Raw genomic sequence first — 25,649 nt, 5'->3', positions numbered from 1 at the left:
CATGAAAGATCGGCAGGATACCGGCGGAAGAGAGGCAGGCCTGAAAAGAGGAAGGACCCCCGGCATGACGCCGGAGGTCCCAATTCCATGTCCAAGTCCACAGCCCCTTGGTGCGAACCCTGTGCGGAACGACCGACGATCAGTTCGACGCTGTCGTCGTCGCCGTGGCCGGCGGGGTGGTCTGGGTGCCCGGACCGGGGCCGGGGCCGGGGCCCGGGGCCTCTTCATCACCGCCACCGGAAGCGGCGGCCACGATGCCGGCAACGGCAACGGCGCCAACAACGGCAACAGTGCCCAGGGAACCCAGGGCGACACCGGAAGCGCCAGCGCCGGCGGCGGAGCCGGAAGCGGTGGACGCGGCGGCCGGAGCGGCCTCAGTCGTGGTCTGTGCGTTGGCGACACCCGGAGCGGCACCCAGGGCGATGGCGAACGTCAGGGCCAGGAGTTCCTTTTTCATTGGCAAAATTCCCCAGAGGTTGGACTGCTGAGCCTTATACCATTTCTTTTTCGCGTTGCGAGAGGGTTCTTGAGAGAAGCGATGTTGAAATTTCCACAAGGCTGCCCGGAAAGCCACAATCAACGGGCGCGCAAGGGTTTTTCGTTTCCTCGGGAAACATGATATAACATATTGAAAATAAATGAAAATATATGTTCAACCCCCGGCATGGCGTGGCTGGTGCGGAAGCGGGCTGCGCAATGCTGCCCCCAGGGGTCTACCACATAATCGTCATCATTGCCGCGCCGCAACGGCACTCGGCGCCGGCCGGGCGGCTGAACATCCGTCGCCATTACTTGGCCGTGCCTGTCGCCATCACGCGCCATTTCTACGCTGAACATCCTGGCGATTCGGTTTATACCTATATCAAAGGAGATAGACCGATGCAGAAGAAGTCCAGCGACCGGACTATCCGGCTGCAATTGGCACTGCTACAGGAGGATCTGGTCCGTCTGCAGGGGCGGTGCGCCGGCTTGCCCATACCGCCGGACGTCACCACCGCACTGCGGCAGTTCAAGGCGCTGGCCCCTGCGTTCGAGGCTGTGGCCGCCTTCACCTCGGTCCTTCAGGTCAATGTCCGGTCCATGGAGGAGGAGCGCCGCCGGCAGGTGGAGGCGGAACTGGCGCAACTGACCGTGGCGCTGTGGAACCTGCACCTGGCGGCGGTGGAACCGCGGCTGCAGCGCATGGTTGCCGGCATCGCCCATATGCCCATCGGCACGCGCTTCGTGGCGGAACGCTGGGTGAAGCGGCTGGTGGCCCTGCGGCAGGAGGAGGAGGCGGTGGCGCGCCGCCTGGATGCCGGCCTGCTGGAGCGGGTGGAGCAGCTGTCGCAGCGGCTGGCCAGCGAGGCGCCGGACCTGATGGACCTTTCCCCGGGCTGATTCACAGGTGGAACAGTCCGAACTTCTCTGGCCAAGCGGCGATGGTCCTGTGTAATCTCCCCCCTCTTCCGGCGAAACCGGAACCGGCCATCTGAAGGACAGGCGGAGTCGATGAGCAGTATTCTGGAGATTCTGAAGCCCTATGGACGTCCGAGCCCCAAGGAGGAGGCAACCCTGGATGCCATCCTGGAACGGCTGGGCCGGGGGTCCTTGACGGCGGAAGACGCCATCGACGAGATCATCGAGCGCCTGAACTGGCCCCTGGAACGGGCCGCGGCCGAGGTGGATGGCTACCTGGAATAACGCCGCAGGCGGCGGTCGCACCCCCGGCGGGTTCAGGGATTGCGGGTTCAGGGATTCTGGCCTTTTCTCGCATGGGCGCCCTGGGCGCCTATGCACGACATAAGCTTCCGGATAGGGTTCATCCTCTCGTCTGGCGTATGCCGGTCGGTAAGGTTTATGGTCCCTGGGACGGGTCGGACCGGGAGCCGGCATCCCCAGGCCGGCATTCCGCAGCTCCCACCGACCGGAACGGGCGTTCATGCGTCTTCGTGTGCTGATCCCGCTGCTGATCCTGCTGCTTGCTGGCGCCATGACGGCGCTGGCCGTGCTGGGGCTATCGCGGGAATGGGCGCTGAAACATGCGGCCGACCGCGCGCTGGCTGCCGACCCGTTGCATGCGCTGCTGGTGGAAACGGTTTCGGCCATGGCCGCGGAACGGCGCGACGGCTACGACCGTCTGGCCCACCGGTCGCCGGAGGACATCCCTGATCTCCCTGCTTTGGAAGAGGTGCGCCGGCGTACCGATGGCGCCCTGGACCGTCTGACGGCCGGTCTGCCCGCATCGGAACTGTCGGAAGCCGGGATCGGCGACCTGCGGGCCGGGCTGGCGAGCCTGCGCCGCGGTCTGGCCGCCCAGCGGGAGGAGATGGACGACACCCTGACCCTGCCATGGGAAGACCGGCCCCAGGCCTGGGCCGACCGCTGGTTCGGTGCCATGAACGGCATGGTCGGCCATGCCCTGCTGCTGCACCAGATGCTGGATGACCACACGGTGGTGATGGATGATGTGCTGGCTGCACAGATCGCGTTGCGCTATGCCGCATCGGACGCGGCGGAGCAGGTGGAGCGGGCCGGCCCCCTGCTGACGGGGGCGCTGACCGCGCGGGGGGCCGTGCCGACCCTGCAGACCCTGACAGAAAGCGGCACCCGCTTCACCCTGGCCTGGGACAGCCTGCGCCAGCGCGTGGCACGAAACGATGGCGGGCAGGATGCGGACGGGCTGAACCTGGTCCGTCAGACCGTGGAAAGGGCCGACAGGCTCATCGGTACCCATCTGGAACCGCAGCGGCGGCGCGCCATCGCCCTGCTGGCGTCCGGGGCACATGATCCCACCGTGGTGGACGAATGGAATACAGCCGCCTCCCTCGCCGTGGATGCGCTGCGGCAGGTGGAATCGGCCACGCTGCGCGTCGTGACCGACCGGGCCCGCACCCTGTCCGACGATGCCGCGTCCTTGCTGGTGCGCAGCGCCGTCATCTGCCTGCTGGCCCTGGCGGGCGGCGTGGCGGCGCTTCTGCTGGTCCATGGCCGTGTGCTGCGACCACTCACAGGGGTCACCCGCCTGTTCGAGCAGATTACCCGGGGCGAGACCAATGTCTCCCTGCCCCACATCACGCGGGCTGATGAAATCGGCGACCTGACGCGGGCGGCCACCGCCTTCCGTGCTGTCCATCTGGCAGGAGAGGCCCTGGCCGAGGCGCTGCGCCGGCGCGAGCGGCTGCTGGACCTGTTCATCCGTCATGCGCCCACGGCCATCGCGATGCTGGATACCCAGATGCGCTTTGTGGCCGTCAGCCGGCGCTGGCAGAAGGATTACCGGCTGGAGGACCGGGACCTGACAGGTCTTTGCCATTACGACATGTTTCCCGCCGCGGCCGCCCACTGGCGGCCCGTGCTGGAACGCTGCCTGGCCGGGGAGGCGGCGGCGGCCGAGGACCCGTTTCCCCAACCCGATGGCAGCACCGTCTGGCTGCGCTGGGAGGTGCATCCCTGGCACGACCTGGATGGCGGCATCGGCGGCATCGTGATGTTCACCGAGGAGGTCACGGCCCGCAAGCGGGCTGAGGCCGAGACAAGGCGCCTGACCGCGGAGCTTCAGGCCATCGTCGACAGCGCCGACAATGCCATCATCGCGACCGATCCCGTCGGCATCATCCGGGCCTTCAATCGCGGGGCCGAGCGCATGCTGGGCTATCGGGCGCAGGACCTTGTCGGCAAGGAAACGCCGAAACTGTTCCATGACCAGAATGAAATCGCGGAGGCCCTCGCCAAGCTGGTGGCCAGCCTGGGCCGGCCCGTGGCCGATCCGTTCGAGGCACTGGTCCACCGCGCCAGGCAGGGCAAGCCGGACCAGCGTGAATGGACCTATATCGCGCGCGACGGGCAACGGGTGCCCGTCCTGCTGTCCGTTACGGCCATCCGCGACGGGCGGGGCGAGATCCAGGGTTTCCTCGGCGTGGCCAACGACATCGCCCATCTGAAGGAGATGGACCGGCTGAAATCGGAATTCATCTCCACCGTCAGCCATGAATTGCGCACGCCGCTGACGGCTATCCGCGCGGCCCTGGGGATGGTGAATTCCGACCTGTTCGGCCCCCTGCCGGGGGAGGCACGGCAATTGACCGATATCGCGCAGGACAGCACCGAGCGCCTGATCCGCCTGATCAACGATCTGCTGGATATCGAGAAGATCGCCTCGGGCAAGATGCGCTTCGACTGGGCGCCGCAGGCGCTGGACGATCTGCTGGACAGGGCCGTACGGGACAACAATGCCCTGGCGGAGAAGGCCGGCATCCGGCTGCTGCCCGGTCCGGGGCTGGAACCGGGCACGCGCCTCCGCACCCGTGTACGGGCCGATGCCGACCGTATGGCCCAGGCCTTCGCCAACCTGATCGGCAATGCCGTGAAATTCTCGCCCGCCGGCAGCACCGTAACCCTGTCGGCCGAAACGCTTCGGGATCATTTCGTTCGCGTAACGATTGCCGATCAGGGTATCGGCATCGATCCCTCGTTCCGCCAGCGGATATTCCAGCGTTTCGCCCAGGCCGACGGGTCCGACAGCCGCGACCGGGGCGGCACCGGGCTGGGGCTGGCCATCACGCGCGAGATTGTGGAGCGGCATGGCGGGCGCATCGGCTTCGACAGCGAGCCCGGAGCCGGCAGCCGTTTCCATATCGACCTGCCACCGGCCCCGTCGGCGGCCCTGCCGCCCGTGCTGCATCTGCCGGCCCTGCCACCGTCAGCGGCGGATCATGCCCCTTGTGTCCTGATCTGCGAGGATGACCCCGATATCGGGCGGCTGCTGGCCCTGATGCTGGGCCGGGCGGGCTATGCCACCAGCGTGGCCTCCACGGCGGCGGAAGCGCTGGACATGCTGGAACGGCACCGGTTCGATGCCATGACCCTGGACCTGATGCTGCCCGACCTGCCGGGGCTGACCCTGTTCCGGGCCGTCCGGGACCGGGCGGAAACGCGCGAACTGCCCATCATCGTGGTGACGGCCAGCGGTGATGCCGGCCGCGCCGCGGTGGAAGGGGATGCGGTGGGGATCATCGACTGGCTGACCAAGCCGATCGAGGAGCCGCGCCTTCTCTCTGCCCTGCGCCGCGCAGCCGCCATTTCCCGGCCGGGACAGCGCCCCCGCCTGCTGCATGTGGAGGATGACGAGGATGTGCGCGCCGTGGTCCGCCATCTCCTGTCCGGGCAGACGGAAATGGTGGCCGCGCCCACCCTGGGCGAGGCGCTGCGCCTGGCCGCCGCCGGCCCGTTCGATGTGGGTATCGTCGATATCGACATGCCCGATGGCTGCGGCCTGGACGTGATCCCCCATCTGCGCGATGCGGAGGGGGGGCCGGTCCCCATCGTCGTCTTCACGGCGGCCGATGCCGGACCCGTCCGTCTCCGCCAGGTGGCGGCCACCTTGGTGAAATCGCGCGCCCGCAACGAAGAACTGGTTCAAACCATCCGCAGCCTGATACATAGGATGACGCCTGCGGAAGGTGTCGTCATACCTTCGGCCTCAGTGGAGATTGGACCATGATCCCAGCGCTGGACCGTATCCTCTATGTTGAGGATGAGGAAATGTTGCGCGTCGTCACCAATCTGGCCCTGACCCGCATCGGCAACTTCACGGTGGAGCTTTGCGACAGCGGCACCAAGGCCGTTGACACCGCCAAGCGCTTCCGCCCCGACCTGATCATGCTGGATGTGATGATGCCGGGGATGGATGGTCCGTCCACCCTGCGCGCGCTGCAGGCCGATCCGGAAACCACGGAAATCCCCGTCATCTTCATCACCGCCAAGGTCCAGCCGCGGGAGATCGAGGCCTTCCGGGCGCTGGGCGTCATCGATGTCATCGCCAAGCCGTTCGAGCCGATGAACCTGGCCAATCAGGTGCGCAGCCTGTGGAACCGTCACCATGGCGGGGCGTGACCCCGCCGCCGGGATCAGATCACGAAATCCAGCGGATGGCTCATCGACCGGCGGCGGCGGGAGGCTTCCGCCAGGGTGCAGCGGTCCAGCACGGTGGCCATGGCATCGCGGGCCTTCAGCATGGCCCAGCGAATGACGCAGGTCGCCGCATCCTCGCAATCCTCGCACGGCTCGAACCGCAGCCGGCTGGCGCAGCGGATGGGGGCCAGCGTACCGTCGATCACACGGATGATGTCGCCTACGGAAAGCTTTTCCGGCGCGCGGGCCAGACGGTAGCCGCCATGGCGGCCGCGCTGGCTCTGCAGCAGCCCGGCCTTGCGCATGTCCAGCAGGATCGCCTCCAGGAACTTGGCGGGAATATTCTCCGCCGCCGCAATCTCCGCAATCTGGACAGTCGTACCGTCTTCGAAATGGTCTGCCAGATGGATACAGGCGCGTAGGGCGTATTTGGCCCGTTGTGTCAGCATCGCAATTTGCTTCCCGGCCCGGAACGATCACCCTTTCATGGGCGCTCCGGCGCCGGATGGCAAGTCCTTGATTGGACGGCCCGGCCGGTTTCATACCAGGGGGCATGGAGAATGCCCCTTGATATCCGCGCCGACGGACGCGGCGGCGGCTTGTGCCGCCAAAGCCGCGGCGGCTTGTTCCGCCAAAGCCTTTGATCTCGATTACGTCGAGATCAAAGGCACAGGGTATCAGCTCCCGGCCGGCAGCGGGGCCGACAATTCCTCGATCCGTGCGGTCAGCGCGGACAGGGCCCGTTCGGCCACCGGCGCCAGCCCGTCCAGCAGAAGCGTGACGGCGGCACGGTCCTCCCCGTTATCGATGGCCTGTTCCAGCGTGCGCGCCGTGGCCGACAGCTCCATCAGGCCGAAATTGCCGGCCAGGGACACCGTGGCATGGCTGTGGGTGCGCACCACATCCAGCGGAGTGGCCGGGTCAAGCGCCACCGTCAACCGGGTGCGCAGGGTGGAAATCAGTTCCTGCATCATGGGCAGCAGCGCGCCCCGGCCCATCAGGGTTTCCAACTGGGCCTGAAGATCGGCGGACAGCACGGCGAGGCGGGGCGGGCCGCCCGGTTTCACATCCGCACCGTCGCCGCCGTCCCCTGGCTCGCCTGTCACGGAATGGATGCGCTGCGACCAGCGCGACAGCGTGACCAGCAGGTGCTCGGCTTCGATCGGCTTGGCGATATGGTCGTTCATGCCGGCCTTGCGGCAGCGCTCCACCTCCGACGCCAGGGCATTGGCGGTCAGCGCCACGATGGGGATGCGCCCGACAGCCGATGGCAGGGCGCGGATGGCGCGCGTGGCCTCCAGCCCGTCCATGCCCGGCATCTGCACATCCATCAGGATCAGGTCGAAGGACTGGCGCTGCACGGCGTCCAGGGCCGCCTGCCCGTCGACCGCAATATCCACGCGGTGGCCGGCCCGTTCCAGGATGGCCCGGACCAGGATCTGGTTGACGGGCAGATCCTCGGCCACCAGCACATGCAGGGGCCGGCCGGGCGCCGTCGCCTCCCCTGCCCCTGGTGTCGGCAGCATTGGGGCATGGGCCGGCGGCTCCGTTGGCCGCAGGGGGATCTCCACCCAGAACAGGCTGCCGCGCCCCACTTCGCTGGAAAAGCCGATCTGCCCGCCCATCAGCCCGATCAGACGGCGGCAGATGGCCAGCCCCAGGCCCGTGCCGCCATAACGGCGCGCCGTGGAGGCATCGGCCTGATGGAACGGCTCGAACAGGTGGGCCTGGCGGTCCTGGGGGATGCCGATGCCGGTGTCGGCCACGGTGAAGCGCAACCGGTCGCCGCCGATCGGATCATGCAGCACGCCGGCCGTCAGCGAGACCGAGCCGGCCTGCGTGAATTTCGTGGCATTGTTCAGCAGGTTCAGCAGCACCTGGCGCACCCGCGTGGGGTCCAGCAGCAGCCAGGGCGGCAGGTCCGGTGCCAGGTCCACCTGCAGGTTCAGGCCCTTTTCCTGCGCCATGGGGCGGACCAGCTCGGCACAGGTCAGCAGCACGCCCACCGTATCGGTGGCCACCTCCTCCAGCGCCAGATGCCCGGCATCGATCTTGGAGAAGTCCAGCACATCATTGATGACGGTCAGCAGCGTGCGCCCCGCCTCGGCCTGCAGGCGGATGTAACGGCGGCGTTCGGCCTCCGGCAGGTCGGCCGTCAGCAACAGGTCGGCAAAGCCGATCACGGCGTTCAGCGGGGTGCGCAATTCATGGCTGACGGTAGCCAGAAAGTCGGTCTTGGCGCGGGCAGCAGCCTCCGCCTCGCGCCGCGCGGCCAGCAGCGCCTCTTCTTGATGGGTGCGGTCGGTGACATCGATCAGCGCGCCGAACAGGGCCATGGGCCGGTCACCGGACCCGAATTCCACCACGCCGCGCGTGACGACATGGCGGATCTCCCCGTCCGGCCGCACCACCCGCAGCGCTATCTCATAGGAACTGCCCGTCTGCATGGCGCTTGCCACCAGTTCGCGCACCCGCCCCCGGTCATCGGGATGATACGCGGTCAGCGCCTTTTCCAGGGTCGGCTGGAACAGGTCCTTCGACAGGCCATGGATGCGATAGACCTCGTCCGACCAGGTGAGACGGCGGCTGGCGATCTCCAGCCGCCAATGGCCAACCATCGCCACCTGTTCGGCCAGGCGCAGCAGGCGGTTGGCCTCTGCTATATCGCGATCCTGCCGCAGGCGCTGCTGTGCCTCACGGCACAGCATCCAGAACAGGCCGGTCAGGCCCAGGCTGGCCAGCCCGGCTGCGCCCACGGCCCGCCAGACCAGCGACCACCAGGGGCGCAGCACCTCGTCCACGCCGCGCCCCACCGTGGCCACCAGCGGGTAGGACCGGATACGGCGCATGGCCGTGACCCGCTCGATCCCGTCGAGGTCGCTGACCTGTTCCAGTACGGCGGCGGGTGCCTGTTCCGTCAGGCGCGCAACGGGCATGCTGTTCAGCGTCCGGCCCAGGCCCGCCGGGCCATCAGGGCTGGCGGACGGGGTGGAACGGGCCCGCAATATCCCGTCGGTGCCCAGGATGGACACGGCCCCCTCTGCCCCCAGATCCAGCCGCCGGTAATAGCCGGACAGATAGAAGGGATCGGCGGCCAGCGTGATGACCCCGGCGAACCGGCCCTGGCCATCATTGACCCGGATGCTGATCGGCAGCGACCATTTGCCGGAAAGCCGCCCCACGATCGGGGCGCCGATGAAGATGCGGCCCGTATCCTGGTGGGCATGCACAATGATGTGCGGCCGGTCCAGATAGTTGGTGATGCGTGCGTCCGGCCCCATGCCCAGGCTGGACATCAGCAGATAACCGTCGGCCCCCACGATGGACATCTGCACCGAAAAGCCGGCCGGCAGCGCATGCTCGCGCAGGAAGACGGGGATATCGAACCCGCCGGGATCGCCCTCATATTCCGCCTTCGCGGTATGCAACAGGTTATCGACGCTCGACAGCACCCAATAGGACTGCTCCTCGAACGCCAGGGCCAGATTGGCGACATCGCGCTCCGCCTGTTCCATGACGCGGTCGCGCTCCAGCAGCAGCAGGAACCCCACCCCGCTCCATAACAGGGCGAGGGATATCAGGAAAACGAGCGGCAACCTTCTGGACGCGAAGGGCATCGAGACCCCGGCAGGGTTCGTCACATCAGGACACCATTCTTGATTAACAAATGTACCGCACCGCGGGGGGGTGCAGAAGGTTAGGTCGGGGGGCGCTGCGGAAACCCAGACATGTCCCCTTATCCGACGTCGGATGGCCTCGCTTTCAGGGGCGGGACATGGCCCGAAGCGGCTTTCCTTTGGCCAGAGAGCCGCCCCGGCGCTGGGTGGAACTGAAAGCTGGAGGCCCCCCTGTTTCCGGTCAGCGGAATACGGGCTCTAACCGGGCGGGGGGTAGCGGATGGACAGGATTTCCAGTTCCTCCGGCCCCGTCGGCGTGCGGACCGTCACCAGATCACCTTCCCGCCCCTTCAGCAGCGCGCGGGCAATGGGGGAAACCCAGCTCACGCGGCCCGGGGCCATGTCGGTTTCGTCCACGCCCACGATGGTGACGGTGTTTTCCGCCCCATCTTCCCTGGCATAGGTTACGGTGGCGCCGAAGAACACCTGATCGCGATGTTTCTGCTGGGCCGGATCAACGATATTGGCGATTTCCAGCCGCTTGGACAGGAAACGCAGGCGCCTGTCGATCTCGCGCAGCCGCTTCTTGCCATAGATATAGTCGCCATTTTCCGACCGGTCGCCATTGCCGGCCGCCCAATGCACGATCTCCACCACCTTTGGCCGCTCCACACGCAGCAATTGCTGCTGTTCCTGCTGCATCCGGTGGAAACCCTGTGGCGTGATGTGGTTCTTGGTGCCGGGCGGCAGGGGGCGCGGATCGTCGGGGCCGTCATCATCGTCCGCCGTTTCGCGCGCATTCTCGTTGACCCAGGCCTTGCTCATGCCGCCGCACCCTCATCCGGGGAAACCGGACGTTTGTTTAGCGCGGATGCCGGGTGCAGGAAATAGGTCAGGCGGGGAAATCACAACAGGATTGCTGTGTAGTGGCGATATTTCACGACCCCGGCCGGTTCAAGATAGCAAGCGCGATAATATCTCGCACGATATAATCGACGCCGAACTTTTTATCGGGAAAGCCGCCGGCCTATTCCTCCTCCCGCCCGAACAGGGGTGTGGGCGCCAGATCGCGGACGGGGCGCAGTACGATATTGCTGGTCACGCGGCTGACGCCCAGTTCGGTATCGTCGATCCAGCCCTGGGTCAGTTCCTGATAGGCGTCCACATCGGGACAGATCAGCTTGGCGATATAGTCGAACTCGCCGCTGACCTCGAAACACTCCACCACTTCGGGCGTATTGGCCAGACGGCGCTCGAACAATTGCCGGCCATGCCGGCCATGATGCTCCATGGCGATCTGGGTCAGCACGGTGATACAGCTTTGCAGCCGACGGACATCCAGCACGGCCTGATAGCGCAGGATCAGCCCTTCCCGTTCCAGCCGCCGGACCCGTTCCAGGCAGGGCCGCGGCGACAGGCCGATCCGCTCCGACAAGGCCTGATTGGTGACGCGCCCGTCGAGCTGCAGCTCGGCCAGGATGCGCAGGTCGATCTGATCAAGGCGGCGGCGCATGGCGGGTCGGGTTCCGATGGCAAGGATAAGGATAGGGGGTCGGGGCAATCTATCCCCGGCGAAGATCGGGGTCCAGAATGACACTGCCCTGGCACGGCCCCGGTCCCTCAGGTATGCGGCCGCTATGCCACCAGCGCCCGCTGCCCGGTCCGGCCCGCCATGAAACCGGCCAGCACCTGTTCCACGGTCAGGGCGGTCATGCCGTCCCGGTCATGGCGGGGCGCGAATTCGACGATATCCAGCGACCGGACCAGCCCGGACGCTCCCAGCAGCCGCATGGCCCCCACGGTCTCGGCCGGCGTCAGTCCCCCGGACACCGGCGTACCGACGCCGGGGGCGGCGGCCGGGTCCAGCGCATCGATATCGAAGCTGACATGTACATGCCCGCCACCGGCTGCCTGGATGCGGGCGATCGTATGCGCGACCAGCGCCTCCAGCCCCTTTTCGCGGACGGCATCCATCTCATGGAATTCCACGCCGATGCGCAACAGGTTGGCCCGCTCCCCGGCGTCGATGTCGCGCACACCGAACTGGATCAACCGGTCCGGCCGGATCAGCGGCGTAAAGGCCCCGACCGACAGCAGATCGGGATGGCCGATGCCGCAGGCCAGGGCGGCGGGATAGCCATGCGTGTTGCCCGACGGCGTGGTTTCCGGCGTGTTGAAATCCGGATGCGCGTCGAACCACAGCACGAAGAAGTTCCGCCCCTCCTGTCTGGCATGGGCGGCGGCGGCGGCAATGGAGCCCAGCGCCATGGCATGGTCGCCGCCCAGCATAAGGGGGAACCCGCCATCGGCCAGAACGCCGGCCACCCCGTCCCGCACGGCGGCGCACCAGGCAGCCGTTTCGCGCACGCTGCGGCTGCCCGTGGCATCGGGCCGGCCATCATAGGCGGGGCCGCGCACATCGCCACGGTCCACCATGCCCATACGGCGCGGCAGGCCCATGGCACGCAGGGCGCCCGGCCCTTCCGCGGCCCCGCAATCGACATTGCCGACATCGGTGGGTGCCCCCACCAGCCCGTACCATCCGCTCATGCGCCCTCCCCTTCCCTGTCTTTATCCTGGAATTCCGGCGGCCGGATCAGCGCGCCATGCCGTCCAGCGTTTCGGCAAAACGGTCGATGGCCCAGTCCAGTTCCGGCCGGCTGATGACCAGCGGCGGCGCGAAACGGATCACCGTCTCGTGGGTTTCCTTGGACAGCACGCCCTTGTCCATCAGCCGTTCGCACACGGCCCGCGCCGTGGCGAAGGCGGGATCGATATCGACCCCGACCCACAGGCCCCGGCCCCGCACGGCGCGGATGGCGGGGCTGTTCAGGGCCGACAGGCGCGCCATCATATGGGCGCCCAGTTCGGCCGACCGTTCCACCAGCCCCTCATCGGCGATCACCTCCAGCGCGGCCAGCCCCACGGCGGCGGCCAGCGGGTTGCCGCCGAAGGTCGATCCATGGTTGCCCGGCACGAACATGTCGATCAGGTCGCGCCGCGCGACAAAGGCGGAAACCGGCATCACGCCGCCGCCCAGCGCCTTGCCCAGGCACAGGCCATCGGGGCGGATCTCCTCATGCTGGTGCGCGAACCAGCGGCCCGTCCGGCCCAGACCCGACTGGATTTCATCCAGGATCAGCAGCACATTATGCCGGTCGCACATCTCGCGCAGCCGCTTCAGATAGCCGGCGGGCGGCACCACGATCCCCGCCTCGCCCTGGATCGGTTCGACCAGGATGGCCGCGGTATGGGGCGTGATGGCGGCTTCCATGGCGGTCGCATCGCCGAACGGCACCAGCCGGAAGCCCGGCGCGAAGGGGCCGAACCCGTCGCGATAGGCCGCCTCGGCGGAAAAGCCCACGATCGTCGTGGTCCGGCCATGGAAATTTCCCTCTGCCACCAGGATCTCGGCCCGGTCGGCAGGAATGTTCTTCACGCGATAGCCCCAGCGGCGGGCAGCCTTGATGGCCGTTTCCACGGCCTCGGCCCCCGTATTCATGGGGCAGGCACCGTCCAGCCCGGCCAGTTGGCACAGGCGCGCCAGGAAGGGGCCCAGCCGGTCGGTATGGAAGGCGCGGGACACGACGGCCACGCGGCCCGCCTGTTCCACCAGTGCCTTCAGGACGCGCGGATGGCCGTGGCCGGTATTGACGGCGGAATAGGCGCTCATCATGTCCAGATAGCGCCGCCCCTCAGCGTCCCACATCCACACCCCTTCGGCGCGGGAGATGACAACCGGTAACGGCTTGTAATTATGGGCGCACCAGCGCTCCTCCACCTTGATGGCATCGGTGTTCAGGCTGGTTCGCATGTCCATGATCATCCCTTTCCGTCTGGTTTTCGGCTTGATGCTCGTGTTGGTTCCAGCATGACAGGCGGCAACAGCCGAAACGGCTGAAGATAAGGCACGCCACGACAGGAACGGGCGGGCCTCCCCCATCCGCCCAGCCGAACCCGTCCCGGCCGTGATCCTTGCGGCACGGACCTGCTGTGTGACGTCACACAGGGGCGCCGCGACCCCGTGCAATCCGGCACAGGAAGGGCGTCGGTACCCCGTGATTTCCGGCACATGAACCCATTCGAAAGGCCGTGCGATATGGCACAGAGAGCGCCAGCCGCAACAATCATTGACGGCAGGGGCGATTTGAGCCAATTCTCAAACCCTCAAACTCCCCTTCCCCAACGGGCCGGTGCCATGACACCCGATGAACTGCGCCAATTCCGCGAACGCCGGGGCGAAAGCCAGGCCGCCTTCGCCGCCTGGGTCAATACCAAGCTGGGCCGCAAATATGACAATGCCACCATCAGCCGTTGGGAATCGGGGGCGGAGCGGTTGCCCGTGCGCGTGGCGGAATTTCTGGCCGCGGCCAGCCAGCGCACGGCCTGCATCATCGCCGTGGCCAACCAGAAGGGCGGCGTCGGCAAGACAACCACCGCGCTGAACCTCGGCTATGCCCTGGGGGAGTTGGGCAAGAAGGTGCTGGTCATCGATGCCGACCAGCAGGCGACGGCCACCGAAGGCGCCGGGCTGGACCCGCTGGAGGTTCAGGACCGCCGTGGCGGGCTGGAAGATGTGCTGTTCGGCGAAACCGCCATCCATGACGCCATCGTCCACCGCGATGCGTTCGATGTCCTGCCCTGCACCATCGCCCTGGCCGAAGCGCAGATCAAGATCCTGCTGGACCCCGATGATGGCCGCTATGTCCTGCGGGAAAAGCTGACCGAGATTCTGCGCGACTATGATTTCATTGTCATCGACTGCCCGCCGGAACTGGCGCTGATCACCGTGACGGCCTTGATCGCGGCGGATTTCCTGCTGATCCCGACCAAGGCCAGCCGTTACGACGTGCGCGGCATCCCCCTGATCTTCGATACCGTGTCGAAGATCCAGCGGCGGCAGAATCCCAGCCTGAAGGTGCTGGGCATCCTGCCCACCATGTTCAACCGCAATTTCGCCGTCGAACAGCAGGTGCTGGGCGACCTGCAGGAAAGCCTGGGGGACAAGGCCCGCATCTTCCCCCCCGTCCCGCGCTCCACGGAGATCGACCAGGCCACCTATGCCGGCGCCGTGCCGCTGAAGATGCTGTCGAAGAACCACCCGATCGGGTCCGTTTATCGCACCCTGGCGCAGGAGATCGTCAATGGTTAAGAATTGGCGCAAGGCCGGCGGACAGCAGCCGGTGGCCCGCAGCATCGGGGAGACGCTGGAACGGCCGGGCGCCGACCTGATCTTCGGCGCGGCCGACGGGCTACGCGATACCGTGCTGCTGCGGCTGACGGATGTGGAACCCAATCCCTACCAGCCGCGCCGTCATTTCGATGAGGAGGAGCTGCAGGCCCTCAGCTTCTCCCTGCGGGAGGTCGGGCAGCTTTCCCCGATCCTGGTCACCGCCCACCCGACGGAGCCCAAGCGCTTCCAGCTGGTGGCGGGGGAGCGGCGGTGGCGGGCGGCGGGGATGGCCGGTCTGACCAAGATCATGGCCCATATCCTGCCGACCGACGTCAATACCGATCAGATCGCCCTGATCGAGAACCTGCAGCGCGTCGACCTGTCTCCGGTGGAAGAGGCGGAGGGCATCCGCCGCCTGATCGAAACCCATGATTACAATCAGGAAGCCGTCGGCGACCTGCTGGGCCGCTCCCGGACGGAGGTGAACACCACCCTGACCCTGCTGAAGCTGCATCCCACCGTGCGTCACGAATGTGTGACGTCACACAGCGAGGTGCCGAAGGCCGTCCTGCTGGAACTGGCCCGCATGGAGGAGCCCGACCAGTTGAGCCTTTGGCTCAAGGTCAAGAAGGACGGGCTGACCGCGCGAGAGGCTCGGGAGGCCAGGGCCCGCCTGCAGCGCCCGGCCGGGGCTGTCTCTCCTGCCCCCGTGAGACTTGTTACAGCAAAGAAGTTCCTGGCCAGCCTGCCCAAGCTGGAAGAGAGCCTGTCGGCCGGCCTGGATGCCGTCGCCGCCAAGGGCTCTGCCAAGCTGAAGCCGGAGGAACGGGCCCGTCTGCTGGCCCTGAAGGCCAAGCTGGCGGCCTATGAACAGGCTCTGGGCGACCTGCTGGGCTGACCTTTGGTGCCTCTGTCTCCGGTGGCCGGAAACATCCTCCAGAAACAGAACGGGCAGAAACAGAACGGGCGGCCTGGATGACGCCGCCCGTTAACGCCGATTGTCCGTCCCGTCCGGGTCCGGCCCTATCCCCGCAACCCCTTCGCAACCTCTTCGGCGACCAGTTCCACCCAGCGGGTGATATTCTCCGGCGCCGTCGCCGCCCGCATCTCCGCGGCCCCCAGGGTCAGGGCCTTGCGATACCAGCGGGCTCGCACGGCATAGGGTTCGCCCGTCAGCCAGTGCAGGGCCCGCTGTGCCGACGGCGACAGGGCAGGGGGTTCGGCGCCTTCCGGGGCCAGCCGCACCGGGCCGGACGCCGCGGGGTGCAGTTTCTCCAGCCAGGCGCGGAACGCCGCCGAAGGGTTGCGACAGGGTTCCTTCTGCCGCATGGCCCATTCGGCCCAGCTGAAGATGGCTGTCTGCATGTCCACATCGGGATATTGCGCCACCAGTTCCTCGATCACGGACAGGGAGACGCGCTGGATCAGCCCCAGCGTGCCGGCGGGCCCCCGCTCCCGGTCGGTGCGGCCATCCTCCAGATCAGGCGTATCCTGGTCGCGCGTGCCGCCGGCGGTGGGCCGGCCGACGGGCGCCTTGGCGAACTCCGTCATGCGGGCCGTGGCCACCAGATCGCTGTTGGATTTCTTCTTCACGTCGAACAGCAGCCGTTCGACCTTGCGCCCGCGCCCGTTGGACCGGATCTCCTGATAGGCGATCAGCAGGCCCGACAATTCATTGATCTCGCTGACGGCCGGGTCCAGCACCCGGCGCTGGAAATGGGCATAGTTGGGCATCTTGTCGGCACAGCCCAGACTGTCGCGCAGATCGTTCAGCGCCACTTCCCAGCGCGGCTCCCGCAGGTTGACACGCAGGCTCAGCAACTCGTACAGCGCCAGGGAATATTTGGAGGAGAATTGCGCGCAGATGGCCAGATGGATGCGCGCCCAGGCTCCCGGCTTGGCCAGCAGCGGCCGCAGCTTCGGCGGAAACTCCCACTCGGCATAGCCGGCACCACGCGGCAGCGCCCGGAAGGACAGCAGCGGCGAGCCGCCTTCCTTCAATTGCTGGTCCGCCTCGCTCCAGTACGGAAAGCGCACCAGCGTCTGCATCAGCCGGTCGAAGGACTGGCGCAGGCGCACATTGTTGCTTTCCGTATCATCGCCGATGGCCCGCCGCAGATCGGCGGTGGACGCGCGGAAGGGGGGCAGGGGGGCATCGGGATCGGCCAGCCTGTCCCAGCTATAGGCCAGCAAGACATTGAAAAGCTTACGATCGGCCAGGGTCAGACCGTTGCCGGTCTCCATCACCTCGATCTGGGTGCGGGGCTTGGGAAGGGTGGGGTCCGTGGACAGGTCCAGCACATTGCCGCTGATCCGCGGCCGGACAAAGTCCGCCTTCACCGCATTGGCCTGCGCTACCATCATCTCCCCCACCCGACACGCTTTAAGTGCCAAAAGAGCCTGTCCCATGTCACTGTGACACAGCATCACCCGATGGGGCACAGGATCAAGCGGGAATCACCCGCCCCGTACAAGAAGGCACAGAAAGGGGTGATCTGGCCGATTCTCGCCCGTGCATTCCGGCACAATGACAAGGCTTGAGGGTCACGGCAACCGTGAGATCGGGTACAGAATGCACGACTCCACATCCAGTGCAGGTCCGACGGGGGGAATCACCCCGATCGGACCCCCGGCACCCCGCCCGTGAGATCCGGCACACTCAGCCCCTCCCCACCCGTGCAATCCGGCACATGAAGCAAGCCGACGGGCGCCACCCCCTCATCCGGCCGCGTTGTGCCCGTGCAATCTGGCACAATAAGAAGATGACCGCCCATTAACCCATTGATAAAAATACAAACCCTTCGCTCCGCCCGTGACATCCGGCACAGCCAGCCGCATGCCCCGTGCAATCCGTCCCGCAAAGCCGTATTCCAGGGCACATGAACCCGGCCAATCCGGCACAGGGACTCGCAAGCCATGGCACAGAAACCCGTGTCCCCCGGCACAGAAAGGCACCTCAACCCCCTGCAATCACACCTGAAACCGCTCCCTGAACAAAGAATCCTGAAAAAGGGAATCCACAGAACAGGGGGTTTGAGGGTAGTTTGAGGCAACAGGGACAGAAAAATGAAAACAGGCCAGACACCCGACAGCCGATGAAAGGGCTGACGATGACATGGCAGGTCACAGGTCACAGTGGAACCGTCGCGGGGGCTCCCTCTCGGCGGGCACCGGGCGATCATGGAACAGGCTATTCGTCGGTTCATCATGAAAGGGCTGGCGGGCGGCGGTTTTTTGCGGTTTCTAGGGAAAACGGCTTTCAGGAATGAACCCGCCACCGATGGGGGCGAGGCCATGAAGAAGGGGGGATGGATGGACGCGGTGCAGGCCGCGGCGATGGCGACGGACGATGCGCTGATCGAGCTGTTGCTGTTCTCGCTGGAAGACCGGCCCTATGCGATCCGCATCGACCGGGTGGAGCGCGTGGTCGCCATGGCGGCCGTGGTGCCCATGCCGGGTGCGCCGCCGGTGGTCGCGGGCGTCATCAATCTGGGCGGCCGGTTCCTGCCGGTCCTGGATGTGCGCGCCCGCCTGGGCCTGGCGGTCCATGCCCCGCGGCTGACGGACGGGCTGGTCATCGTGCGCCTGCAGAGCCGGTCCGTCGCCCTGTGGGTCGACCATGTGGACGGCACCATCAGCCGTGCGCCCGATGACCTGGTTCCCGTGGAGAAGGTGGTTGCGGCCGGCGGCTATTTCGATGCCGTGACGGCGCTTCCCGACGGTCCCCTGTTCATCCATGACGTGGATCGTTTCCTGTCGCTGGCAGAAGAACAGGCACTGGATGCCGCCCTGGCCCGGGGTGTGGGCGAGCACGGGACGGGCGCATGATGCAAAGCCTGCTGAGCCATCAGCGCCTGGCGGATTTCAGCGCCTTCCTGGCCCACCGCATGGGGTTGCACTATCCGCCGGAGCGCTGGGGCGATCTTGAGCGTGCCGTCACGCAGATGGCGGCAGAGCTGGGTTTTGCCGATGCGGATGCCTGCATGCGGCATTTCCTGTCCGCCCAGGTGGAGCGGACGCAGATCGAGACGCTGGCCAGCTATCTCACCATCGGGGAGACCTATTTCTTCCGCGAGCCGGCCAGCTTCGATGCCCTGGCAACGCGCGTGCTGCCCGATCTGCTGGAACAGCGGCGCGCGGCGTCCCATCGCCATCTGCGGATATGGAGCGCCGCCTGCTCCACGGGGGAGGAGGCCTACAGCATGGCCATCCTGCTGCACCGGCTGATCCCTGACATCCAGCACTGGAACATCACGCTGCTGGCCACCGACATCAATCCGCGGTCGCTGCGCAAGGCGATCGACGGGCGGTATGGCGAATGGTCCTTCCGCGGTATCGATCCGGAAATCCGCCGCGCCTATTTCACCCTGCGCGACGGGCGCTGGGAAATCGCGCCCCAGATCCGGCGCATGGTGACCTTCGCCTATCACAACCTGGCGGAGGATCAGTATCCGGCGGTGCATAACAACACCAACGCCATGGACATCATTTTCTGCCGCAATGTGCTGATGTATTTCAGTGCGGAACGGGCGCGCCGCGTATCGGCGGCCCTGCAGCATTCGCTGGTGGAAGGGGGCTGGCTGGTCGCGGCGGCGGTGGAAGGGTCGTCGGAACTGTTCGCGCCGCTGGTCAATTCCGGCGCGCCGGGTGCCACCATCTACCGCAAGCAGCCGGCCTTCACCCTGCCCATGGTGTCCCCGCCGCCGCATCCCCCGACGCCCCTGGCATCATCCCCCCTGCTGCCGGAACCCCCGGATCCGGGTCTGCCGCCGCCGTCACATCAGGTGGCCGGCGAGCAGGGGCAGGCCCTGCTGGATGAGGCGACGCGGCTTTACCAGAAGGGGGAGAATGCGGGGGCCATCGCACTGCTGCTGGCCGATCCCGCGCTGGCCGATGATGCGCGGGCCCAGACGCTGCTGGCCCGGCTTTATGCCAACGAGGGGCAGCTCGATCTCGCGGCCGACTGGTGCCGGCGGGCCCTGCTGATCGACCGGCTGTCGGCGGAGCGGCATTACCTGCTGGCCATGATCCGGCAGGAATGCGGCGACGCGCGCGGCGCCACCGAATCGCTGAAGCGTGCCCTGTTCCTGGACCCCGATTTCATCCTGGCTCATGTCGCCCTGGCCGGGCTGGCCAAGGCGGAGGGCAAACCGTCGGAGGCGCGGCGCTGCTATCGCAATGCGCTGGCATTGCTGCGCGAATGCAATTCAGATGATACGTTGCCGGAAGGCGACGGGCTGACGGCGGGCCGCCTGGTGGAGATCATTCGCGTCGCCAGTGCGGAGGTGAGGGTATGAGCGGGGCCGGGGAGCAGGGCGCAGGCGGCACCCCCAAGGGGGAGGCGGGACAGGTGGCCATCGACTGGCAGGGCATGCATGCCCGCGTCGCGGCCGCCATGGCCGGGCTGGCACGCGGGTTCGAGCCGGGGGCCGCGGAGGTGGATCGCCGCCTGCGTGAGCGTGCGGCGCGGCTGGCACGCGGGGATGAGGCGGCAGGCGATGTCCAGGGTGACATGCGCCTGCTGGAATTCGCGCTGGGTGACCGGGTTCTGGCCGTGGACAGCCGCTGGGTGCGGGAGGTCTGCGCCGATCTGATGCCCGCGCCGGTGCCCAATGTGCCGGCCTGGGTCGCCGGCGTCATCTATCTGCGCGGCGAGGTGCTGACGGTCGTGGATTTCGACAGGCTGTCGGGTGCCGGCACCGCCGACCGGGACGAGGCGTCGCATATCATCGTGCTGCACCAGGGCAATCGCGCCCTGGGGCTGCTGGCGGGACCGATCCATGGGCTGAATGCCCTGTCGCGCGGCGATATGGGGAATGTGCCGGCCACGGTGCAGGGCACGCGGCGCTACTACCAGGGGGTTGCCCCCGGCGGGGCCCTGGTGCTGGACAGCGCGGGATTTTTCGAAGAAGACGGCCTACCCGGCCTTGGCGGCCGGGACAGGGGGGCGGAGGGTTGACATGAAGATGATGGTCGGAACCAAGATCTGGGGCTGCCTGTGCCTCGTCCTGTTCGTCCTGCTGGGCGTTGGGGCCGTTTCGCTCAAGACGATGAACGACCTGACGGATGCGTCCGTCTGGACCGTCCATTCCCATCGCGTCGAATCCCGGCTGGGCGACCTGCTGTCGGCCGTGCAGGATGTGGAGACGGGCCAGCGCGGCTATGTCATCACGGGTGAGGTGCGCTACCTGCAGCCCTACGAGGCGGCGCTGCGCAGCGTGGATGGCATCGTGGCCGACCTGCGCACCCTCTTGCGCGACAATCCCGACCAGTTGCGCAACATGGAGCGGCTGGAAAGGGCCATGCAGGCCAAGCTGGAGGAGGTGCGCCTGGCGCGCCAGGCGCGTCAGGCGGATGGTTTCGCCGCGGCCCAGGCCCTGATCCTCAGTGACCGCGGGCGCCAGGCGATGGATGATTTCCGCGCCGTCCTGGCCGAGATGCGCACGGTGGAGCAGCGGTTGCTGACGCTGCGCGAAACGGCCAAGGACCGCAATGTCGAACTGGCCAATACCGCCATCATCGGCGGCGCGCTGGCGGCTTCGGTCATCGTCCTGCTGTCCGGACTGTTCCTCAGCGCCAATATCGCGGCCCCGCTGCGTGACATCACCCAGACGGCCGAGCGTATCGGCAAGGGGGACCTGACCACGGACATCGCCACCAGCGGCCGTCAGGACGAGGTGGGCATCCTGTCCAACACCTTCCGCGACATGACGCGCAGCCTGCGCCAGCTCATGCAGGAATTGTCGGAAGGCGTGAATGTGCTGGGCACGGCCGGCAGCCAGATCGTCTCCACCACCGCCCAGGTGGCGGCTTCCGCGGCAGAGACGGCGACGGCCCTGGCCGAAACCTCCTCCACCATGGAGGAGGTGCGCAAGACCTCCCAGCTTTCCACGGAAAAGGCCCGCCATGTGGCCGACACCGCCCAGGCCACGGCGCAGATTTCCGCCACGGGCAAGCGCGCGGTGGAACAGTCGGTTGCCGGTATCACGGCCGTGCGAGAGCAGATCGGGTCGATCGCGGAGGCCGTGATCAAGCTGTCCGAACAGAGCCAGGCCATCGGCACCATCGTCGCATCGGTCAATGATCTGGCCGAACAATCCAACCTGCTGGCTGTGAACGCGGCCATCGAGGCGGCGCGCGCCGGGGAGCAGGGCAAGGGTTTCGTCGTCGTCGCGGCCGAGGTGAAAAGCCTGGCCGAACAGTCCAAGGAGGCGACGTCGCAGGTCCGTGCCATTCTGGGCGACATCCAGAAGGCCACCGCCACGGCCGTTCTGGCGGCCGAACAGGGTAGCAAGGCCGTGGATGCCGGCGTGCGCCAGGCGCAGGAGGCCGGGCAGGCCATCGAACGGCTGGCCCAGAACATCGCGGTCGCCACCCAGGCCAGCGTCCAGATCGTGGCGTCCAACCAGCAGCAACAGGTGGGCATCGATCAGGTGGCGCTGGCCATGGACAGCATCCGGCAGGCCAGCAGCCAGAACACCATCGCCACCAAGCAGGCGGAAACCGCGGCGCATAACCTGAATGCGCTGGGGCATAAGCTGAAATCGCTGGTCAGCCACTACAAGGCCTGATTCGCCTGCCGGAGCCGACGCGATGAACAGCCGGAACGAACAGCTTCTTCAGCGCCTGCTCGCCATGTTCATGGTGGAGGCGGAGGAGCATGTAGGCTCGCTGGCCGGCAGCCTGCGGGAACTGGAGGCCGGGGTCACCGAGCAGCGCGGCAAGGAGCTGGTCGAGAAGACCTTCCGCGAGGTCCACACGCTGAAGGGGGCGGCCCGCACCGTCAACCTGACCCATCTGGTCGCCCTTTGCCACGCGCTGGAAACGCTTCTGGCGCTGGTCAAGCGGGGGGAGGTGAAGCTGGGCCCCGCCGTCGTGGAGGTCTTCGCCCAGGGCTTCACGGCCCTGCGCCAGATGGTTCCGAACGAGGCGAATGGACAGAATCCGCCCCCGGTGGCGGATCTGGACGCCCTGATCGCCCGGCTGGAAGGGGTCAGCCGGGGTCAGCCGCTGCCATCTCCGCCGCCGGCCCCGGCGGCTCCGGCGGCCCCGGTGGCGGTCCCGGCCGCCGCCGCGGGCGCCATGGCACAGGCGGCTGTGGAAACCGGACCAGCGGCGGCAGTGGAGGAACAACAGCCGGGCCCCTTGCGTCCGGCCACCCGCCAGACCCTGCGCGTGGCCATCGACAGGCTGGATTATCTGCTGCATCAGGCGGAAGAACTGATCGCGGCCAAGCTGTCGGGAAGCGAGCGGCTGGCGGAGATACGGTCGATCGGGCTGGGGCTGCTGGAACGGACCCGGCTGCGCCAGCGGCTGGACCTGCCATCGCAGAGCCAGCACGACACGCAGACCCTGGCCTGGATCGGCAATCGCCTGTCGCACCTGGCGCGGGAGGCGGACCACGATGTCCGCACCCTGGCCAAGAGCGTCGACAACCTGCTGTCGGGGACCAAGCAGGTGCTGATGCTCCCGGCGGCCCGGCTGCTGGAGCCGGTGGCCCAGGATATCCGCGAATTGTCGCGCGCCCAGGGCAAGGATGTGCTGCTGAACCTGTCGGGCCAGGAACTGGAACTGGACCGGCGGGTGCAGGAGGAACTCCGCGAGGCACTGCTGCATCTGGCCCGCAACGCCGTCGATCACGGGATCGAGACGCCGGCCCAGCGGCAGGCGGCGGGTAAGCCAGCCCGCGCCACGATCGACCTGACTGTCATCCAGCGCGATGGCGGCCGGGCGGAGATTGCCATCAGCGACGATGGCGGCGGCATGGACATGCGCAGCCTGCTGTCCGGCGCCCTGTCCCTGGGCCTGCTGGACGAGGAGGAGGCGACCCGGCTCACGCCCGAGCAGGTGATGTCCCTGGCCTTCCAGTCGGGCCTGTCGACCAGCAGCAGCGTGACCGACATTTCCGGCCGGGGCCTGGGTCTGGCCATCGTGCAGGAGGTGGTGGAACGGCTGGGCGGTTCGGTGACAGTGGAATCGCGGCTGGGGCAGGGGACGACGTTCCGCCTGCTGCTGCCCGTCACGCTGGCCGCCTTCCGTGTCGTCATGGCCGAGGTGGCGGGCCGTTGCTATGCCATGCCCACCAACCGGATCGAACGGGTGGGCCGCATCGCCAGCAAGGATGTGCAGCAGGTCGACGGGCGGGAGATGCTGCGGCTGGATGGGCGGCCCATCGGGCTGGTGCGCCTGTCGGACCTGCTGCACCTCTCCACGCCGCTGCTGCCGTCGGGTGATTACCGTCATTACCTTGTCATGTCGGCGGCCGGCCAGCGCCTGGCCGTGGAGGTGGACCAGATCCAGGGCGAGACGGAGATTTTGATGAAGCCGCTGGCCTGGCCGCTGTCGCGCGTGCCGGGGGTGGGCGGGGCCATCGTGCTGCCGTCCGGCCGGCTGGGCTTCGTGCTGAACGTGCATGACCTGCTGCGCACGGCGCTGAACCCGGAATTCCAGGTGCGGGCGGCGCGGCCCGTCATGGCCAGCCTGGCGCCGGCGCGCAAGTCCATCCTGATCGCGGAGGACAGCATCACGGCCCGGACCCTGTTCAAGCATGTGCTGGAGGCCGCCGGCTTCCGTGTGCGCACCTGCGTGGACGGGATGGAGGCCTGGACGGTGCTGGGCGGGGAAATTTTCGATCTCGTCGTGTCCGACGTGGAAATGCCCAGGATGGGCGGGTTCGAACTGACCGAACGGATTCGTCAGGATGCGCGTCTGGCCGATATCCCGGTCATCCTGATTACATCGTTGGAGTCTCGAGAGGATAGGGAGCGTGGGGTTGATGTTGGCGCCAGTGCTTATATCGTTAAGAAGAGTTTCGACCAGAGCGACCTGTTGGAGATCATCGGTCGCCTGATCTGAGGGGCAGTGTTTTGATCAGGGTATTAGTCGCCGAGGATTCACCCACGATCAGGGCCTTTCTGGCCGCGATCCTGGAAAGCGAATCCGATATCAAGGTGGTTTCCGCCGTAGCCGATGGGCTGGCCGCCGTGGAGCAGGTCCAGCGCCTGAAGCCGGATGTGGTGACCATGGATATCCACATGCCCGGTCTGGACGGCTTTGCCGCCACGCGGGAGATCATGGAGACGTCGCCCGTCCCCATCGTCATCGTCAGCGGGGCCGTCCAGGACGAGATGGTGGCCACCTTCAAGGCTGTGGAGGCGGGGGCGCTGGCCTTCGTGCGCCGGCCGGCCGGGCTGGGGCATGATGATCATGAGGCGGAGGCCGATGCCCTGGTGACGGCCGTGCGCCTGATGTCGGAGGTGAAGGTGGTGCGGCGCTGGAAGCGTCCGCCCACGGCCCGCCGGCCGGGCCTGCCCTCGCTGCCGGGCACCGTCATCCAGACCGAACGGCCCCGCGTCGTGGCCATCGGCGCCTCGACGGGAGGGCCGCTTGCCCTGCAGACCATCTTGTCGATGCTGCCGGCCGATTTCCCGCTGCCCATCCTGGTCGTGCAGCATATCGCCCATGGTTTCGTCCATGGTTTCGCCAACTGGCTGGGCGGCGGCAGTGCGCTGCCCGTGCATGTGGCCACCGACGCGGTGGAACCGCTGCCCGGCAACGTCTATGTGGCGCCCGACGACCGGCATATGGGCCTGGACGCCCATGGCCGCATCTGGCTGGAGAAGGGACCGCCGGAGGCGGGCCTGCGCCCCGCCGTGTCGCATCTGTTCCGCGCCGTGGCCGCCCATCATGGCGGGCGGGCGGTGGCGGTCCTGCTGTCCGGCATGGGGGCCGACGGCGCCGACGAGATGTGCCAGTTGCGGGCGCTGGGCGCTGCGACCATCGCCCAGGATGCCGCCAGTTCCGTCGTGCATGGCATGCCCGGCGTTGCCATCGAACGTGGCGGCGCCCGCTTCATCCTGCCCCCCCAGGAAATCGCCGCGAAGCTGGTTTCCCTCGTGTGACGCCAGGGGTCATGTCCCATGACCCCTGCAGGCCAGCGACCGCTGGCCCGCGGGCCCGTGCCCGCG

The 25,649-nt window shown here is 67.2% G+C and carries 21 protein-coding genes; 12 read left to right on the top strand and 9 right to left on the bottom strand.

The window, feature by feature from the left end; genetic code table 11:
- Positions 1-139: 139 nt before the first annotated feature.
- Together ACM9LZ_RS07590 and ACM9LZ_RS07585 are read right to left on the bottom strand one after the other, a co-directional pair.
- Complete coding sequence (locus ACM9LZ_RS07590; RefSeq protein WP_416618771.1) at positions 140-457, bottom strand: hypothetical protein; 318 nt, start codon at positions 455-457, stop codon at positions 140-142.
- Positions 458-576: 119 nt separating this feature from the next.
- On the bottom strand, positions 577-837 hold the full coding sequence (locus tag ACM9LZ_RS07585; protein ID WP_416618770.1) for a hypothetical protein: 261 nt from the start codon (positions 835-837) through the stop codon (positions 577-579).
- A gap of 42 nt (positions 838-879) precedes the next feature.
- Here ACM9LZ_RS07585 and ACM9LZ_RS07580 point away from each other — a divergent pair, with 42 nt between their 5' ends.
- From ACM9LZ_RS07580 to ACM9LZ_RS07565, 4 genes are all read left to right on the top strand, one after another.
- Complete coding sequence (locus ACM9LZ_RS07580; RefSeq protein ID WP_416618769.1) at positions 880-1,380, top strand: hypothetical protein; 501 nt, start codon at positions 880-882, stop codon at positions 1,378-1,380.
- 111 nt (positions 1,381-1,491) lie between these two features.
- A complete protein-coding gene (locus ACM9LZ_RS07575) occupies positions 1,492-1,683 on the top strand; it encodes a hypothetical protein (RefSeq protein ID WP_416618768.1) in 192 nt (63 codons plus the stop codon).
- A gap of 238 nt (positions 1,684-1,921) precedes the next feature.
- The gene (locus tag ACM9LZ_RS07570) at positions 1,922-5,482 is read left to right on the top strand and encodes a response regulator (protein WP_416618767.1); all 3,561 of its coding nucleotides are present in this window, start codon (positions 1,922-1,924) and stop codon (positions 5,480-5,482) included.
- Positions 5,479-5,874, top strand: coding sequence for a response regulator (locus ACM9LZ_RS07565; RefSeq protein ID WP_416618766.1), 396 nt, complete (start codon positions 5,479-5,481; stop codon positions 5,872-5,874). Before ACM9LZ_RS07570 ends, ACM9LZ_RS07565 begins: the two co-directional genes overlap by 4 nt.
- Before the next feature lie 14 nt (positions 5,875-5,888).
- Here ACM9LZ_RS07565 and ACM9LZ_RS07560 read toward each other — a convergent pair whose 3' ends face one another.
- The 6 genes from ACM9LZ_RS07560 to rocD form a co-directional block, all read right to left on the bottom strand.
- The gene (locus tag ACM9LZ_RS07560) at positions 5,889-6,341 is read right to left on the bottom strand and encodes an RrF2 family transcriptional regulator (protein ID WP_416618765.1); all 453 of its coding nucleotides are present in this window, start codon (positions 6,339-6,341) and stop codon (positions 5,889-5,891) included.
- Between the two features lie 228 nt (positions 6,342-6,569).
- The gene (locus ACM9LZ_RS07555) at positions 6,570-9,509 is read right to left on the bottom strand and encodes an ATP-binding protein (protein WP_416618764.1); all 2,940 of its coding nucleotides are present in this window, start codon (positions 9,507-9,509) and stop codon (positions 6,570-6,572) included.
- Positions 9,510-9,767: 258 nt separating this feature from the next.
- The gene (gene greB, locus ACM9LZ_RS07550; RefSeq protein ID WP_416618763.1) at positions 9,768-10,334 is read right to left on the bottom strand and encodes a transcription elongation factor GreB; all 567 of its coding nucleotides are present in this window, start codon (positions 10,332-10,334) and stop codon (positions 9,768-9,770) included.
- Positions 10,335-10,536: 202 nt separating this feature from the next.
- Entirely contained in the window at positions 10,537-11,022 is a 486-nt protein-coding gene (locus ACM9LZ_RS07545) for an Lrp/AsnC family transcriptional regulator (protein WP_416618761.1), read from the bottom strand.
- 122 nt (positions 11,023-11,144) lie between these two features.
- Positions 11,145-12,059 carry an arginase gene (locus tag ACM9LZ_RS07540; protein ID WP_416618759.1) on the bottom strand — a complete coding sequence of 305 codons (915 nt, stop codon included), beginning with the start codon at positions 12,057-12,059 and terminating at the stop codon, positions 11,145-11,147.
- A 46-nt stretch (positions 12,060-12,105) separates the two neighbouring features.
- Entirely contained in the window at positions 12,106-13,329 is a 1,224-nt protein-coding gene (rocD, locus tag ACM9LZ_RS07535; protein ID WP_416618758.1) for an ornithine--oxo-acid transaminase, read from the bottom strand.
- Between the two features lie 378 nt (positions 13,330-13,707).
- Between rocD and ACM9LZ_RS07530 the strand changes: the two genes are divergently transcribed.
- Both ACM9LZ_RS07530 and ACM9LZ_RS07525 read left to right on the top strand, forming a co-directional pair.
- Entirely contained in the window at positions 13,708-14,661 is a 954-nt protein-coding gene (locus tag ACM9LZ_RS07530; protein ID WP_416618756.1) for an AAA family ATPase, read from the top strand.
- Positions 14,654-15,580: a ParB/RepB/Spo0J family partition protein gene (locus ACM9LZ_RS07525; RefSeq protein WP_416618754.1), complete on the top strand. Its 927-nt coding sequence runs from the start codon at positions 14,654-14,656 to the stop codon at positions 15,578-15,580. Before ACM9LZ_RS07530 ends, ACM9LZ_RS07525 begins: the two co-directional genes overlap by 8 nt.
- Before the next feature lie 125 nt (positions 15,581-15,705).
- Here the strand turns inward: ACM9LZ_RS07525 and ACM9LZ_RS07520 are convergent, their stop codons facing one another.
- Complete coding sequence (locus ACM9LZ_RS07520; RefSeq protein WP_416618753.1) at positions 15,706-17,046, bottom strand: replication initiation protein; 1,341 nt, start codon at positions 17,044-17,046, stop codon at positions 15,706-15,708.
- Positions 17,047-17,976: 930 nt separating this feature from the next.
- Here ACM9LZ_RS07520 and ACM9LZ_RS07515 point away from each other — a divergent pair.
- The 6 genes from ACM9LZ_RS07515 to cheB are packed head-to-tail and all read left to right on the top strand — an operon-like array spanning position 17,977 to position 25,583.
- Positions 17,977-18,510 (top strand): chemotaxis protein CheW, encoded by a 534-nt coding sequence (locus ACM9LZ_RS07515; RefSeq protein WP_416618751.1) that lies wholly within the window; start codon positions 17,977-17,979, stop codon positions 18,508-18,510.
- Positions 18,507-19,979: a CheR family methyltransferase gene (locus tag ACM9LZ_RS07510; protein WP_416618750.1), complete on the top strand. Its 1,473-nt coding sequence runs from the start codon at positions 18,507-18,509 to the stop codon at positions 19,977-19,979. Before ACM9LZ_RS07515 ends, ACM9LZ_RS07510 begins: the two co-directional genes overlap by 4 nt.
- On the top strand, positions 19,976-20,641 hold the full coding sequence (locus ACM9LZ_RS07505) for a chemotaxis protein CheW (RefSeq protein WP_416618749.1): 666 nt from the start codon (positions 19,976-19,978) through the stop codon (positions 20,639-20,641). Before ACM9LZ_RS07510 ends, ACM9LZ_RS07505 begins: the two co-directional genes overlap by 4 nt.
- A gap of 1 nt (position 20,642) precedes the next feature.
- On the top strand, positions 20,643-22,253 hold the full coding sequence (locus ACM9LZ_RS07500; protein ID WP_416618748.1) for a methyl-accepting chemotaxis protein: 1,611 nt from the start codon (positions 20,643-20,645) through the stop codon (positions 22,251-22,253).
- Positions 22,254-22,275: 22 nt separating this feature from the next.
- The gene (locus tag ACM9LZ_RS07495) at positions 22,276-24,537 is read left to right on the top strand and encodes a hybrid sensor histidine kinase/response regulator (protein WP_416618746.1); all 2,262 of its coding nucleotides are present in this window, start codon (positions 22,276-22,278) and stop codon (positions 24,535-24,537) included.
- A gap of 11 nt (positions 24,538-24,548) precedes the next feature.
- Positions 24,549-25,583 carry a chemotaxis-specific protein-glutamate methyltransferase CheB gene (cheB, locus tag ACM9LZ_RS07490; RefSeq protein ID WP_416618744.1) on the top strand — a complete coding sequence of 345 codons (1,035 nt, stop codon included), beginning with the start codon at positions 24,549-24,551 and terminating at the stop codon, positions 25,581-25,583.
- Positions 25,584-25,649 lie beyond the last annotated feature (66 nt).

Origin of the sequence: Niveispirillum fermenti (genome assembly GCF_048066175.1) — a bacterium.
Lineage (GTDB): Bacteria > Pseudomonadota > Alphaproteobacteria > Azospirillales > Azospirillaceae > Niveispirillum > Niveispirillum fermenti.
Note: the sequence above shows the minus strand (reverse complement) of the source record. Positions and strands in the feature narration are given on the sequence as shown.